This window comes from Chryseobacterium sp. (assembly GCF_022712095.1).
GTDB lineage: Bacteria > Bacteroidota > Bacteroidia > Flavobacteriales > Weeksellaceae > Chryseobacterium.
Map to the genome: position 1 here is coordinate 1 of NZ_JALAHD010000019.1, position 15732 is coordinate 15732.

The 15732-nt window shown below is 36.1% G+C and carries 14 protein-coding genes; 4 read left to right on the forward strand and 10 right to left on the reverse strand.

The annotated features are described in order from the left end of the window. From Q0A18_RS00895 to Q0A18_RS00940, 10 genes are all read right to left on the reverse strand, one after another. A partial coding sequence (locus Q0A18_RS00895) for a hypothetical protein (RefSeq protein WP_292008285.1) occupies positions 1 to 203 on the reverse strand: 203 nt, incomplete at its 3' end. A gap of 51 nt (positions 204 to 254) precedes the next feature. Continuing rightward, positions 255 to 1340 carry a hypothetical protein gene (locus tag Q0A18_RS00900; protein WP_292008286.1) on the reverse strand — a complete coding sequence of 362 codons (1086 nt, stop codon included), beginning with the start codon at positions 1338 to 1340 and terminating at the stop codon, positions 255 to 257. A 347-nt stretch (positions 1341 to 1687) separates the two neighbouring features. Further along, positions 1688 to 3580: a molecular chaperone HtpG gene (htpG, locus tag Q0A18_RS00905; protein WP_292008287.1), complete on the reverse strand. Its 1893-nt coding sequence runs from the start codon at positions 3578 to 3580 to the stop codon at positions 1688 to 1690. Between the two features lie 241 nt (positions 3581 to 3821). Beyond that, a complete protein-coding gene (gene recA, locus Q0A18_RS00910; protein ID WP_292008298.1) occupies positions 3822 to 4823 on the reverse strand; it encodes a recombinase RecA in 1002 nt (333 codons plus the stop codon). A 170-nt stretch (positions 4824 to 4993) separates the two neighbouring features. Continuing rightward, complete coding sequence (locus Q0A18_RS00915) at positions 4994 to 6181, reverse strand: oxygenase MpaB family protein (protein ID WP_292008288.1); 1188 nt, start codon at positions 6179 to 6181, stop codon at positions 4994 to 4996. 123 nt (positions 6182 to 6304) lie between these two features. After that, on the reverse strand, positions 6305 to 7309 hold the full coding sequence (gap, locus tag Q0A18_RS00920) for a type I glyceraldehyde-3-phosphate dehydrogenase (RefSeq protein ID WP_292008289.1): 1005 nt from the start codon (positions 7307 to 7309) through the stop codon (positions 6305 to 6307). 34 nt (positions 7310 to 7343) lie between these two features. Continuing rightward, a complete protein-coding gene (pfkA, locus tag Q0A18_RS00925) occupies positions 7344 to 8330 on the reverse strand; it encodes a 6-phosphofructokinase (protein ID WP_292008290.1) in 987 nt (328 codons plus the stop codon). Positions 8331 to 8413: 83 nt separating this feature from the next. Next, positions 8414 to 9286 (reverse strand): DUF4846 domain-containing protein, encoded by an 873-nt coding sequence (locus tag Q0A18_RS00930; protein WP_292008291.1) that lies wholly within the window; start codon positions 9284 to 9286, stop codon positions 8414 to 8416. Between the two features lie 72 nt (positions 9287 to 9358). Further along, positions 9359 to 10117 (reverse strand): TIGR03915 family putative DNA repair protein, encoded by a 759-nt coding sequence (locus Q0A18_RS00935; RefSeq protein WP_292008292.1) that lies wholly within the window; start codon positions 10115 to 10117, stop codon positions 9359 to 9361. 97 nt (positions 10118 to 10214) lie between these two features. Further along, positions 10215 to 11474 (reverse strand): putative DNA modification/repair radical SAM protein, encoded by a 1260-nt coding sequence (locus Q0A18_RS00940; protein ID WP_292008293.1) that lies wholly within the window; start codon positions 11472 to 11474, stop codon positions 10215 to 10217. A gap of 135 nt (positions 11475 to 11609) precedes the next feature. Here Q0A18_RS00940 and Q0A18_RS00945 point away from each other — a divergent pair, with 135 nt between their 5' ends. From Q0A18_RS00945 to sucC, 4 genes are all read left to right on the forward strand, one after another. Next, complete coding sequence (locus Q0A18_RS00945; protein ID WP_292008294.1) at positions 11610 to 12938, forward strand: hydroxymethylglutaryl-CoA reductase, degradative; 1329 nt, start codon at positions 11610 to 11612, stop codon at positions 12936 to 12938. Positions 12939 to 12997: 59 nt separating this feature from the next. Continuing rightward, positions 12998 to 14008: a hypothetical protein gene (locus tag Q0A18_RS00950; RefSeq protein ID WP_292008295.1), complete on the forward strand. Its 1011-nt coding sequence runs from the start codon at positions 12998 to 13000 to the stop codon at positions 14006 to 14008. Positions 14009 to 14010: 2 nt separating this feature from the next. Continuing rightward, positions 14011 to 14397, forward strand: a complete 387-nt coding sequence (locus tag Q0A18_RS00955; protein ID WP_292008296.1) for a DUF423 domain-containing protein — start codon at positions 14011 to 14013, stop codon at positions 14395 to 14397. A 101-nt stretch (positions 14398 to 14498) separates the two neighbouring features. Further along, entirely contained in the window at positions 14499 to 15689 is a 1191-nt protein-coding gene (sucC, locus tag Q0A18_RS00960) for an ADP-forming succinate--CoA ligase subunit beta (protein WP_292008297.1), read from the forward strand. Positions 15690 to 15732: the final 43 nt, after the last annotated feature.

Consider the following 15732-nt stretch of genomic DNA (forward strand, 5'->3'; position numbering starts at 1 on the left):
ATTAAAAAAAGCATAAAAACCGTCATAGATAATGCATAAGTAATTAAAGTGAACTTTAACCACTTTTCAGTATATAAAGTATTGATGAAGCGAATGCACAAAAATATCAATGCTACTGTTAAAAGAATAAAAAAAAGGATAAAATGAATGTAAAAAAATGGTGAACTAATCATATATCCCAGAAAACCTAAGTCTATTTCCATAATTATTAAATTAGTTTGCGGATTTTAATATTCGTTCTTTAATTGTAAAAACTAAGAGTTTAAAAACCCTTTTGATTTAATACGAAAAACTTCCTTCCAATCTTTTTTCTCAATAATAAGTTTGCTTCCCTCTATTCTCATTGGAGTAAGCGCAATTACGGCATATATCCCTCCTATGATCGATAGTGTCGTTAAAGCTTTTATTTTTAAAGGTCTCCATTTATTAAAAAGATTAACTGTCTTTAAAGGAGCAATTCCGAAAACACCGTTATTTTCATCATAACGGAAGATTTGCCTTGAACTTTGATAAAATGCCTGGCCTACCAATATAAAGTTCGTATCATCATTGAGTATATATTCTGTATAACGGTATTCCCCAATTTCTATAAAGTAAGAAGAGGGAATATCTATCCATTCTAAGTTCTCGACAAAAACCTCTATTTCTCCGCTTTCATCTTCCATTGTAAAATTGTTGATCTTTTTTTCTTTTGAAATAGTATGATATGATTTTGTTTTTTTTCCTTCATTATTTGTAGAAGTATGAATTTCTTCTACAATATAAATATAGCCGATACATAAGCTTTTAGTTTGTGGTGAGATGAGCGGATTAATAGCTTTAGCTTTTCCTGTTATTTCTGCCAGTCCCATTGCAACATTTTTTATAAGAGAGGTTGGAAGTGTTCTCTGATAAAAATAAAAGCGGTTTTTATTACTGGGAAGTATATAATTTAAAGCCATAACAAAAGCTATAATAAGCAGAGTATATAAAAGCCCAAAGTAGAGGATAGATGCATAAACCAAAAGAGTCAAAGTACCTCTCCCCAGTATTTTCCAGACAGGAGTATTGGTTTTTCGCTGTGCCTTGAAAGATATCACTGCATGTTTTATAGGTTTAACGATATTGGCAAGAATAGCAATGATAATAAAAGAAGAGGCTAAGCCAAAAAATAATTGCATTGAATAGTCAGGAAAAATAAAGATTCCGGATATTACAATAATAGGATCAAGAATAAGCAGAAAAGATGTATACTGTGTGTCCAGTTTACCTAAAATGATGAGGAAAAAAATGTGAAATAATGTTATTGCTACCGTAAATATTATAAAGAGTAAGAGCGGGTTGGAATTTATTTCAATCATTTGTGATTTTTTTTGCAAATGTAAGAATATTCAATGAAGAAAAGGGATATCAGGAATAAGGGAAATTTATTGGTTTAGTCAGAGTAGACTTAATTCCCAATTAAACTATTCCAACGAACATCCATTTTATACAGCATGAGGGTTTCGAAACTCCCGGAGCCTGTTTAAACTGGCTGCTACAGAAGCTATAATATATAAGTACTTCAAATTGTACAAAACCCGGATGAAATCAGAAGCTTTGATTATCATGAAATGAATGAAAAATTGTATATCTTTTCGGATAAACTCGTAAAATCTTATAAGGAATCTAAATAAAAAAAGCGTGGACCATTCCACGCTTTTTTCTATTATTTTTCCAACTGCTTGTAACTTCTTTGGATGAAGTCGGTGAGATCTTTTCCTTTCAGCAGATTTTGTGAAAGTTTGGCGAGATCCAAAGCATATTGTATCATACTCTTTTTTTCATCCGTATTCTCGGTTTTCAATACCTGATTGGCGAAATCACTGTTGGAATTGATCACCAGATTATACATTTCAGGGAAACTTCCGAACATTCCGCCACCGCCTCCGGTAGCCTGCATGTCTTTCATCCTTCTCATAAATTCCGGTTGGGTAATCGTGAAAGGAGCATCTTTGCTGTCCAGATCTTCCAGCTGTACGGTGAACTTGGTGTCGTTTACGGCTTCCTCTATTTCCTTTTTCAATGATTCCTTTTCAGTATCATTCAATTTGGAAATTACCGGTTCATCTTTTTTGATCAGATTATTGACATGATCGGCATCTACTCTTGCAAAAGAAACTTTCTCTTTCGAGGTTTCCAGTTTCTGAATCATATGGGGAACAATAGGAGAGTCCAGAAGTAGAACTTCATACCCTTTGTCCTGAGCAGCCTGAATGTAGCTGTGCTGCTCATCTGCATTCGTAGCATACAGAATTACAAGGTTTCCATCCTTATCCGTTTGAATAGGTTTGATTTTTTCCGTTAATTCATTCCACAGGTAATACTTTCCGTCAGTGGTAGGGTATAACGTGAATTTTTCAGATTTTTCAGCAAATTTATCTTCAGTGATAATTCCATATTCGATAACTACTTTGATGTCATTCCATTTTTTTTCATAATCCTCACGGTTCTCGTTAATCAGAGAAGCCATCTTATCCGCTACTTTTTTAGTGATGTAAGAAGATATTTTCTTAACGGCTCCGTCTGCCTGAAGATAAGAACGGGAGACATTTAGCGGAATATCCGGTGAATCGATTACCCCGCGAAGAAGCATTAAGAAATCAGGAACAATGCCTTTTACTTCATCCGTTACGAATACCTGATTTTGGTATAACTGAATTTTATCTTTTTCAATATTCAGGTTATTGCTTAATTTAGGGAAGAATAAAATTCCCGTAAGATTAAATGGATAATCTACATTTAAGTGGATATGGAATAGAGGTTCTTCGAACTGCATAGGATACAGTTCATGATAGAACTTCATATAATCCTCGTTGGTTAATTCACTGGGAGCAATGGTCCATGCCGGTGTAGGATTATTAATGATATTATCTACTTCCTCAGTTTCTGCAACTGCATCCTCCGGAGCATCTTCCGGTAAAGGTAAAGTATGCGTTTTAGTTCCAAACTTAATCGGAACTGGCATGAATTTATTATACTTTAATAGTAATTCGCGGATTCTTGTTTCTTCAAGGAATTCAGTGGAATCTTCAGCAATATGAAGAATGATTTCCGTACCTCGGTCCGTTTTGTCCGTGGTTTCTTCTAATGTGAATTCAGGACTTCCGTCGCAGATCCATCTTACAGCAGATTCTCCCTCTTTATAAGATTTGGTTAGAATTTCCACTTTATCGGCTACCATAAAAGCCGAATAGAATCCAAGTCCGAAATGTCCTATGATTCCGGCATCCTTAGCCGTATCCTTATACTTTTCCAAAAACTCCTCAGCCCCTGAAAATGCAACTTGATTAATATACTTTTCTACTTCTTCTCCGGTCATACCGATTCCCTGATCGATAATGTGAAGCGTTTTAGCATCCTTATTGATCTTTACTTCAAGCTGAGGATTTCCATATTCCGTTTTTGCTTCCCCGATACTTGTTAAATGCTTTAATTTCAATGTGGCATCGGTGGCATTGGAGATTAATTCTCTTAAAAATATTTCGTGATCACTGTAAAGAAACTTTTTAATCAATGGAAAGATATTTTCCACTGAAACATTAATATTTCCTTTAGTCATAGTATATAGATTTTAAATTTTTCTACTATACTTTTCTCAAAAAAAATACCATGCCGAAGAAAGTGACAGATTGACATAGTTCCGATATATAAAATCTCGGTTTAATCAATCTGGCTCCATTCATTCACTCAAGACCCGTTAGCCATAAAAATAACCACAAACATCTGCGTAATCTGGAGAACAAGAGAAAATAAAAAAAGGTAGCTAAAAAGCCACCTTTAATTATTATCAAAAAAAGAATCTATTTATTTTTCAATTCCTCTTTAATCTTATTTTCTAATTCCTCCGCCAGTTCAGGATTATCTTTCAATACTTCTTTCACTGCATCACGGCCTTGCCCTAATTTAGTTTCTTCATAGCTGAACCAGGAACCGCTTTTCTTCACAATTCCTAAATCTACTGCCTGATCAAGAATCTCTCCCGTTTTAGAAACACCTTCACCATACATAATGTCAAATTCAGCCTGTTTGAAAGGTGGAGCCACTTTGTTTTTTACAATTTTCACTTTCACACGGCTTCCGATAGCTTCATCACCTTGTTTGATCGGTGCACTGGCTTTTCTAATGTCCACTCTTACGGAAGCATAGAATTTCAAGGCATTACCACCGGTAGTCGTTTCAGGATTTCCGAACATTACTCCGATTTTCTCTCTCAGCTGGTTGATGAAGATCACCGTACATTTTGTTCTGGAAATAGTAGCTGTTAATTTTCTTAATGCCTGAGACATTAATCTTGCGTGAAGTCCCATTTTGGAATCTCCCATTTCTCCTTCGATTTCAGCTTTAGGAGTTAGGGCAGCTACTGAGTCGATTACTACAATATCGATAGCTCCTGAACGGATAAGATTGTCTGCAATCTCCAATGCCTGCTCACCATTATCCGGCTGGGAGATGATAAGGTTTTCCAGATCGATTCCCAGTTTTGCAGCATAGGTTCTGTCGAAAGCGTGCTCCGCATCAATAAACGCTGCAATTCCACCTGCTTTCTGAGCTTCAGCAATAGCGTGAAGAGTTAAAGTTGTTTTACCGGAAGATTCAGGTCCATAGATTTCGATGATTCTACCTCTTGGATATCCACCTACACCTAAAGCGATGTCAAGACCTAGAGATCCTGAAGGAATAACTTCGATAGTATTATCAACAGCATTGTCTCCCAACGTCATTACAGTTCCTTTTCCGTAAGTTTTATCTAGCTTGTCAAGCACTAATGCCAGTGCTTTTTTCTTATCTTCAATGTTACTCATTTCAATTAAAATATTCTTCAAAAATACATAAATTAAATGTCAAAAACCAATATTATTTTAGTTTGATATAATGAACTTTGAGTGTGAAAAACAGCAAATTATTATCTCAAATATGGCTCATAACGAAGTCTATGCGAAAGCCGGCAGGTACTGTCGTTTCCTGACAAGATTTAATGAAAATTGGAATTTTTAGTGATCTTCAGGTAATCTTCCAAAACTTTTAGCTGGTCTTTATTCCCTTTTTTTATTCTGGCTTCCCGGCTTACTGTTTTGTCATAGATTTTATTTAAAAACCTTTTCATTTTAGGAAAACCATTTTTAAACAGAATATCAGGAATTTCCAATCTCCGGCAGACTTCATCATCCAGTAAAAACCAGGTGCAGCTAATATGTAAATACCGTAAATTTTTTCTTTGAAATTTAAATTTGAGAATAGGATTTTCCAAAGATTCATTAAGCAGAGAATGGGCCAGTAAAACAGAATCTTTATCTGATGGAGGCTGAATAGAAGTCCATAGATAGAAATATTCTGTGGCTTCTTTCTTATCATTAGGTAAAAGAGCTTCGGGAATTCCCAACAGATAACCTACGTATTTCCAGAGATGAAAAATTCCTTTTTCCTCTTCTGGAGAAAATGTATTTCCCAGTTTATGAAGACTGTGCAGGAAGACAAGGCTGAAACCTATGTAAGTGGCCATCATATCCCATGAATTAATAGGTTCTCCCCAATTTTCAGTATCCCAGTTTTGATAATGTTTTTTAATGGAAAGCCTTGCGTAGGAATGAATCAGTCTTGTTTTTATTGCAAATTCATAACCTTTTCCGTGTATCTCAAGAGCGTTGTATCGCGTGACATTTACCCAAAAGTCCAGGGTTTCGGAGAGACGTTTTACCGCTCCTTTTTTTAAGGCTTCCGTAGCGATAAGAGGCTTATTGAGGTAAGCATAGTCATAACCACCGATCAGACAGTAATCCCGCAACGAAATCAGAGAATCCAGATTACTTCTCATGCACAGCTCTGCACCACTTTTCAGAAGATTTTCATCAAGCCATTCCGGTTTTTTCTGAATGGGAAGGAAGAGTTTTTTTACACTTTCAGGAACAGCATCGGTTTCAGATATTCCCTTTCTTATATAAGTCTCAATTTCTCGTGAAGCTTCCTGAAATTTTTTAGCAAAATGAATATCTTTTACTACCTGATCACCCGTTTCATCCACATGGAAATAATAGGGGGCAAATTTTTCAAAATTCTTGAAACTTACTTCAGCTCCGGAAAAATCAATAAGCTGTTTTCCGTTGCCATGAGCCCAGAAATCTTTGAAATGTTGGAGGTCTTTAAAGCGTGGCTGTACAATCATATTTTTCTGCTTGTATACAAAATTACAAGTTTCACACCGAAATCCTTTGGTGTGATGAATCTGGTTCAAATAAAAAACCTCCCAGTTATTGAGAGGTTTCCTATTGTATTTAAAAGTTGATTCTTACAGAGAAGCTGAATGTATTAACATATCAACTAATTTGTTGGAATATCCCATTTCGTTATCATACCATGAAACTAGTTTCACGAAATTTGGAGAAAGCATGATACCAGCATCTTTATCAAAGATAGAAGTTCTCTTATCTCCTACGAAATCCTGAGAAACCACTGCATCTTCAGTGTATCCTAAGATTCCTTTTAATTCACCTTCAGAAGCAGCTTTGATGGCAGCACAGATTTCATCGTAAGAAGTAGCTTTTTCTAATCTTACGGTAAGGTCTACTACAGAAACATCTACAGTTGGTACTCTGAAAGACATACCTGTTAATTTACCATTTAATGAAGGGATTACTTTTCCTACTGCTTTAGCAGCACCTGTAGAAGAAGGGATGATGTTATTTAGAGCAGCTCTACCACCTCTCCAGTCTTTCATAGAAGGACCGTCTACTGTTTTCTGAGTAGCTGTAGTAGCGTGAACAGTTGTCATTAAACCTTCTACGATCCCGAATTTGTCATGAATCACTTTAGCTAAAGGAGCTAAACAGTTTGTCGTACAAGACGCATTAGACAAGATTTTAATATCGTCTGTCAGTTCTTTATGGTTTACTCCCATTACGAACATAGGAGTATCATCTTTAGATGGAGCAGAAAGGATCACTTTTTTAGCACCTGCATTGATGTGAGCCTGAGCTGATTCTTTAGTAAGGAATAAACCTGTAGATTCTACGATATATTCAGCACCTACTTCATTCCATTTTAGGTTGTTAGGGTCTTTCTCCGCAGTAACTCTGATTTTTTTACCGTTTACCACAAGATCGTTACCTTCTACAGATACTTCTCCTGGGAAAATTCCGTGTACAGAATCATATTTTAACATGTAAGCCATGTACTCTGCATTGATAAGGTCATTGATTCCTACTACTTCAATGTTGTCTCTTTCAGTCATCGCTCTGAATACAAGACGACCAATTCTACCAAACCCGTTAATACCTACTTTAATTGTTGACATAATATTTTGGTTTTTTTAAATTATATTAAAATTATTAGATTGCTAAGATTTCTGAAATCAGTAAAAGATCTTTATTGATTTCGTTATGTTTTTTAATGGCTTCTTCTATAGGAGTATATACCAGATCATTGGAACGCATCCCTGCCATTACATTGGTTCTTCCTTCCATAAGTCCTATTACCGCACCATATCCTAATCTGCTGGCTAAAACCCTGTCTGCACAGCTTGGAGAACCCCCTCTCTGAATATGCCCCAATACCGTTACACGGATGTCATACTCAGGGAACTCTTCTTTTGTTTTATTGGCAATATCATAAATACTTCCCAATGTTTCTCCTTCGGCTACGACTACGATACTGGATGCTTTTCCTGTTTTTTCAGTTTTTCTGAAATTAGCGAAAAGATCCTCTAAACTGTCTTTCTCTTCAGGAATCAGAATATCCAAAGCTCCGGTTGCCAGTCCGCTGTTTAATGCTATAAATCCTGCGTCACGTCCCATTACTTCCACAAAGAAAACTCTGTTATGTGAAGTAGCCGTATCACGGATTTTATCAATAGCTTCCATTGCCGTATTAAGAGCTGTGTCATATCCGATAGTATTATCCGTACCGAAGATGTCATTATCAATAGTTCCCGGAACTCCAAGAACTTTGATGCCGAATTCTTCGTAGAAGATTTTAGCTCCCGTGAAAGTTCCGTCCCCACCAATACATACCAAAGCATCAATTCCTTGCTTTACACAATTATCATATGCTTTTTGTCTTCCTTCTTTGGTTTTAAATTCCAGGGATCTGGCAGACTTAAGAACAGTACCACCCTGATTGATTATATTTTTTACGGAACGAGCCCCCATTTTAAGGAAATCATTATTGATAAGGCCGTTATAACCTTCTCTCACTCCAAAACATTCTATATTATAATAGTTAGCGGTCCTCACTACCGCTCTTAATGCTGCATTCATACCCGGAGAATCTCCTCCTGATGTAAGAACTGCAATTTTTTTTACAGCACTCTCTTTCATCTGTTAAAAAGTTTCGAACACAAATTTACAAAAACAAGTTCAGATAACAGTAGTATGTTGAGAAGAGTTTTGAATATAAATGATCAAAAATTTCTAAAATTTGTAGGTTTAAAAAAATATCTTGCAGTTTTGGTTTCGGGGCTGTTGATGTCCAGTTCGTACCAGGGCGAAATGTTTTTTTGAAAAGGATTAGAAAGCAGATGGATAGACTGTGCCGGAGTAAAACCTTCGGCAAGAAGAAAAAGCTTTTTATTCTCTTTGTTCATACAGGTTCCTGCAATGAAAACCACATGTCCCGGGCTTCCCGGAGTAATTAAAATATCTCCGGTTTTCAAATCGGATGTATGAGCTACTGGCATAGTTTCTTTATTCAGGGAAATGGTACCGGCATAATTAAAGATAAGGTCAAGATAACTTCTGAAACCTGAATAAGAATCATCAAAAGAGGCAGTCTGCCGGAAACGTACTGAATTGCCGGAGACAACAGGTCGGATTCCCTTTTTATAATCATTCCATTTAACCAGGTCTCCACTTGTAAAATGAAATGCTATTTCGTCAAATCTTTTGTTCTTGTATAAATACTCTGCTCTTAAACGGATGACGGCGTCGGCACATTGCTGCAGGTCTCTGTTTCCTGTATCAATATCAAAAATGGCTTCATGGAGATGTTGGATTGCAATAGGTGTTCCGTCATATTTCAGAATCTTAGAACCATAAGTTTTTAATGGGAAATTTTCAATAAATGTTCCGAATGAATTTGGCTTTTCTTCTACCCATTCATAATTTTCAGGTGGAGAAAATCTTTCTCTGACGGTATTTTTCTCTTTATTTATGAGAATTATATTTTCTGAAGGGAGATCGGGGAGGATGTCGATAGGGCTGTGAGATGAGGTTTTATCACTGTTACAGCTGATAATAAATAGGAGGATCACAAAGCCCGGAATCAGTTTTTTCATATGTGTTGGTATGGTTCTGCAAATATCAAAAATTTCGGATAGGAAATACAAGAAATCTGCATTGTCAGAGAATTAAAGTTTTTCCGTCAAATATTTCCAATACCTTTTGGGTACATGCTGAATATGTAATTTCAGATTCTTCCTTTCCACAATATTGGTTTTTGTGAAATACCTCTGCCAGAGTGCCTGATAATTTTTCTCCTCATCATGAAACTTTTCCTGATACCGATGCAGGTCTATTTTCTCTTCCGGATAAAAGAATTCACAGTTTTCCAGATTATATAATATTCCATAGTTTCTTCTCAGATCATAAATCATCCATTTCTGATCCTGATAACGGTCTTTAAAATGCTTTCTTATCAGAGGTAAAACATTGAAATCCGGATCTATTTTAGCAAAGAAAACATCATCCTGCATTTTTTCAAACCGTACGAAAGCGGTCATTCTATGTCTTTCCCTGCTTACGGACTTACAGATCTTGGAGATTTTCAGAATGTCATTATCGGCATAGTTCTGAAGAATATTATCATTGGGATATTTAATGGATTGTTGTATGGCAGATAAAATAAGGTGTTCCAGCTCAGGATCTTCAGAGAAATACACTTTTAAAAGCTCCTGAATTCCCGCTTTTCCTATATTCTGTTCTAATTTAAGTAAAACCCTTTCAGCTTTATCGTGCTGTGTAATCACTTCATGGATTTCAGCGAAGATATTTTCCTGATGAAATTTTTCTTTTCCAATGATTTCCACATTTCTATAACGATATTCGAAAACTTCAAATATTGCTGTTAAAAGCCCGTCGAAACTGCCGTCATAAAGTAAAGTGGTCATTATTTATTTTATTTGATACCCATTGTATTTGTCATTCGGAACGGAGTAAAGAATTTCAATAATTTGATGTAAATAAATTCCTTATTATTTCTGAATTTTAAAACAGACTCAACTGCTGTGAAAACTGATTGTGAAATTTAGAATGACTTCCTCCTACAAGCAGTTTGCGTAAGTTTTTATCAGTGAGATATCTCAGATAAGCATTTCCTGAATTAAAATCTATAAAATACCGTGCTCTGTTTACGGCAGCTCCCAATTTCTTAAGGTGGTCTATAGTCAATACCTGAAAACGCCTTGCGCTTACGATTTTTTTAGCGGTCTTCACTCCAATACCGGGAATCCTTAAAATCATCTGGTAATCGGCTGTTTGCAGGTTAATCGGAAACTGGTCCAAATGTCTCAATGCCCAGCTTAATTTAGGATCAATTTCAAGGTCTAAAAACGGAATGCCTGGATCTAAAATTTCTTCCGCTTTAAATCCGTAAAATCTCATGAGCCAATCGGATTGATATAACCTGTTTTCCCGCAGCATGGGAACTTCAGCTGTTAATGCCGGTAATCTCTTATCTTCCAAAACAGGAACATATCCGGAATAATACACTCTTTTAAGATTGAAATTTTTATAAAAATGGTCAGCTACTTTTATAATCTGCAAGTCATTTTCATTGGTGGCACCTACAATCATTTGGGTAGACTGACCTGCAGGTGCAAATTTCGGAACCTTTCTGAAAACTTTCCTTTCATCCTTATACTGCTCAATTCCATGTTGGATATAGCGCATGGGGCTGATCATATCCTGTCTGTTTTTTTCCGGAGCTAATAATTTTAATCCGCTTTCTGTGGGGATTTCAAGGTTGATGGATAATCGGTCTGCATACAGGGCAGCTTCCTGCATAAGAGTATCGCTGGCACCGGGAATGGATTTTAAATGAATATACCCGTTGAAGTTTTCTTCAAGACGTAATTTTTTTGCTACTCTTACCAAGCGCTCCATGGTAGTATCCGCATTCTTAAAAATTCCGGAACTCAGAAATAAGCCTTCAATATAATTTCTGCGGTAGAAATTGATGGTCAGATCAACAACTTCTTCTACAGTAAAAGCCGCTCTTTTAATATCATTGGAACTTCTGGAAACACAATAGGCACAATCATAAATGCAGTGATTGGTTAAAAGAATCTTGAGAAGGGAAACACATCGCCCGTCTTCCGTATAGGTATGGCATATCCCGCTTACGGAACTGTCTCCTAAAGCACCTTTTTTGTTTTTTCGGGTTCCCCCGCTGGACGAACAGGAAACATCATATTTCGCTGCATCTGCGAGGATTTCGAGCTTTTCTTTAAGGCGGTCAAAATTCATTTAAAGTGAGAATAATCTTTTTGTTTTCAGTTCAAAAGTAATTCCAAAATTGAGAAATGTCACTCTTTTTTGGAGAAAGTTATCAACAAATTAACGCTATAAAATGACTATATTTACGGGCATTAAAGTTATACTATGAATCATCAGCCGATAGAAGGTTTTTCAAAGCTTAATAAACAGGGAAAAATAGACTGGCTCGTTAATGAATATCTAGACGGGAATCAGGAATATCAAGATATATTGAAACAATATTGGAACGAAAATGCTGATCTTCAGAAACTTCATGAAGAATTTTCAGAAAACACGATTTCTAATTTTTATATGCCGTATGGAATAGCTCCCAATTTTTTAATTGACGGAAAATTATATGCGCTTCCTATGGCGGTAGAAGAAAGTTCCGTAGTGGCGGCAGCCTCTAAATCTGCTAAATTCTGGTTAGATAAAGGCGGTTTTAAAACGACCATTATCAATACCGAAAAATTAGGACATACCCATTTTATATTTAATGGAGAACCTCATAAGCTTCAACATTTTTTTAATTTTAAACTGAAAAAGAAATTACTGGAAGCAACAGAAGAGATTACTGCCAATATGAGAAAAAGAGGTGGCGGAATTTTGAATATTCACCTCATTGATAAAACAGCAGATCTTCCTCATTATTATCAGCTCAAGGCAAGTTTTGATACTGTAGATTCCATGGGGGCCAATTTTATTAATTCCTGTCTGGAACAGTTTGGGAAGACACTGAGAGAAGAAGTGGCTAAAGAGGAAGATTTTACCCAGGAAGAAAAAGATTCTTTACAGATTGTGATGAACATACTTTCCAATTATACTCCGGACTGTATTGTAAGAGCTGAGGTTTCTTGCCCGATTGAAGATCTGAAAGACGACAGCGGAATTGCTCCGGAAGAGTTTGCCTGGAAGTTTAAGCAGGCGGTTACCATTGCAGAAATTGAGCCTTTCCGTGCAACCACTCACAATAAAGGAGTGATGAATGGCGTAGATGCAGTGGTTATCGCAACGGGAAATGATTTCAGGGCAACAGAGGCTTGTGCACATGCTTATGCGGCCAGAGACGAACAATACAAATCTTTAACTCATTGTACGACAGATAACGGAATTTTCAGGTTCTGGATCGATCTTCCTATTTCAGTGGGAGTTGTGGGTGGTCTTACCAACCTTCATCCTTTGGTTAAATTTTCACTGGCATTATTAGGAAAGCCTTCAGCTCAGGGATTGATGAGTGTTTTAGCGGTTTCGGGATTGGCCCAGAACTTTGCGGCATTGCGTTCTCTGGTAACTACGGGAATCCAGAAAGGACATATGAAAATGCACCTTTTGAACATTTTGAATCAGATGGGAGCAACAGAAGATGAGAAACAGTATTTTGTAAATTATTTCAAAAACAGAACGGTTACCCATCATGAAGTAATCAGTGAATTTAACCGGGTGAGAGGTCAATAGTGAAAAAAGTTGAGATTTTATTTTTTCTGATCCCTATTTTGTTTTTTTCTCAGAAAAATATGCAGGTAGCCGATTTAATGCCAAAGTCGGAAGATTATGTTTTTCCCGTTGTTTCATATACTGAAAAACCTTTGGTAGAAGATAAAATCAATACTTTTTTACAAGTAAGCGGTCTCGAATATATTCCTGGGACAGGAAAGAACCCTTTTCAGTTAGCTGCTACTGCTACTAATTCTTACACCAATTATGTTTATTATTATAACTGGAAAAAGCTAAAGACTCCAAAAAACATTTTAAGTCTTGCAATGGAAGGGGAAGCATCAGGAGCCTATCCTGAGTCTTTTTCTGAATGGAATAACTTTGATGCCAGGACAGGAAATTATATTAATCTTGAAGATTTATTTCGTCCGGAAGCTGTAGCAACAATAGAAGGACAACTAAATGAGCAGGTTGAAAAAAGAATTCAAAATTATCTTACAGAATTAAAATCTTTTCCAGAATCCAATGAAGATTCCAAAGAACAGATTGAAATGTATGAATCCTGTTTGGGATCATCTCACTCGTTAAAATACGTAAAGTATTTCTTTGGAAAAGATAAGCTTACTCTGGTAAGGGAACGCTGTTCTAATCATGCTATGAGAGGCTTGGATGATTTAGGTAGTCACTATATTGAATTTTCTTTTAAAGAACTGGGAAAATACTGGAGTCCGTATGCTGAAAATCTCCTTTCCGGTTCCGAACATCCTGTTCACCAGCAAGGAATTCAAAATAAACTTTACAAAGGGAAAATCAATCAATATCCAATTATACTGTTGGTTCAGAATGTTTATGAAGATGGTTCTTTTTCAGCTGTGTATTGGTATGAAAAAAGAAAAAAACTAATTGAGTGGAATGGAATAATAAAAGATAATCATATTTCTATTACAGAAAATGATTATCATAGTGAAGAATTAAAAGCCTGGATTCCAAGAGCAATAATTGAAGTGGAGGTGAAAGGAAATAGAATAAACGGAACCTGGCAGGATTACAAAACAAAAAAGTATTTAAATCTAGAACTAGAAGAATTATAAAAATGAAAACAATTACATTAGTCTTTGGAGCTGTTTATGGCTTGTTGTCTGTGATTTTGGGAGCATTTGGAGCCCATGCTCTCAAAAAGATATTATCAGTTGAAAGATTAGAAAGCTTTGAAACAGGTGTGAGATACCAAATGTATGCTGCTTTTTACCTTTTAATTGTAGGTTACATTTTAAAATTTGAAACTTCCTCCGAAAAATGGATTTCTATTTGTATGATTGCAGGAACAATACTGTTTTCATTCAGTATTTATTTACTTTGTATGCAGGATAGTTTAGGAGCAAATCTGAAATTCCTGGGTCCCATTACTCCAATTGGGGGAACTTTAATGATCTTAAGCTGGGCAATGTTGATTTTTTATTTTGCCAAAAGCAATATTTAAAGGACTAATCCGAATTTTTAGACTCAGAATCTTGGACTTCCGTGTCTTTTTAGTAAATTTGTAGAACTGTTATATTTGAAAATAAAATAATAAAAAATAATATGAATCTTCACGAGTATCAATCAAAAGAGATTTTATCAAAATACGGTGTAGCAATACAACGTGGTTTTGTAGCGAATAATGTGGATGAAGCTGTAGCAGCTGCCGAAAAAATTACTGCCGAAACCGGAGCTCAGGGCTGGGTAGTAAAAGCACAGATCCATGCAGGTGGACGTGGTAAGGGTGGTGGTGTAAAGTTTTCCCCGAATATGGATAAACTAAAAGAAAATGCACAGAACATCATCGGAATGCAGTTAGTAACTCCACAAACATCCGCAGAAGGTAAAAAAGTAAATTCTGTTTTGATTGCAGAGGACGTATATTATCCTGGTGAAACTGAAACTAAAGAGTTTTATGTTTCTATCCTTTTAGACAGGGCTCAAGGAAAAAATACAGTAGTATATTCTACAGAAGGAGGTATGGATATTGAGCATGTAGCTGAAGTAACTCCTCATTTAATTCATAAAGAAACTATTGATCCTGCTTTGGGATTGCAAGGTTTCCAGGCTAGAAAAATTGCTTTCAACTTAGGTCTTGAAGGAAATGCGTTCAAAGAGTTTGTGAAGTTTATTTCAAGTCTTTACAATGCTTATACAGGAATTGATGCTTCTCTTTTTGAAATCAATCCGGTATTAAAAACTTCTGATAATAAAATCATCGCTGTTGATGCTAAAGTAACTTTAGATGATAACTCATTATTCCGTCACAAAGATTTAGCTGAATTAAGAGATACAAGAGAAGAAGATCCAATTGATGTGGAGGCTGGAGAAGCAGGTCTTAATTTCGTTAAGCTGGATGGTAACGTTGCTTGTATGGTAAACGGAGCAGGTCTTGCAATGGCAACAATGGATATCATTAAACTTTCAGGAGGTAATCCTGCGAACTTCCTTGACGTAGGAGGTACAGCAGATGCTCAGAGAGTGCAGACTGCATTTGGTATCATCTTAAGAGATCCTAATGTAAAAGCTATTTTAATTAATATATTCGGTGGTATCGTGAGATGTGACAGAGTTGCTCAGGGGGTAGTAGACGCTTACAAAGCAATGGGATCTATTCCCGTTCCAATTATTGTAAGACTACAGGGAACTAATGCTGTTGAAGCTAAAAAGATTATTGATGAATCAGGACTTAATGTTCATTCTGCAATTACTCTTGAAGAAGCAGCAAACAAAGTAAAAGAAGTTTTAGCTTAATATTAGCTAATCTTATATAAAGCAGAAACCCGCATAATATGCG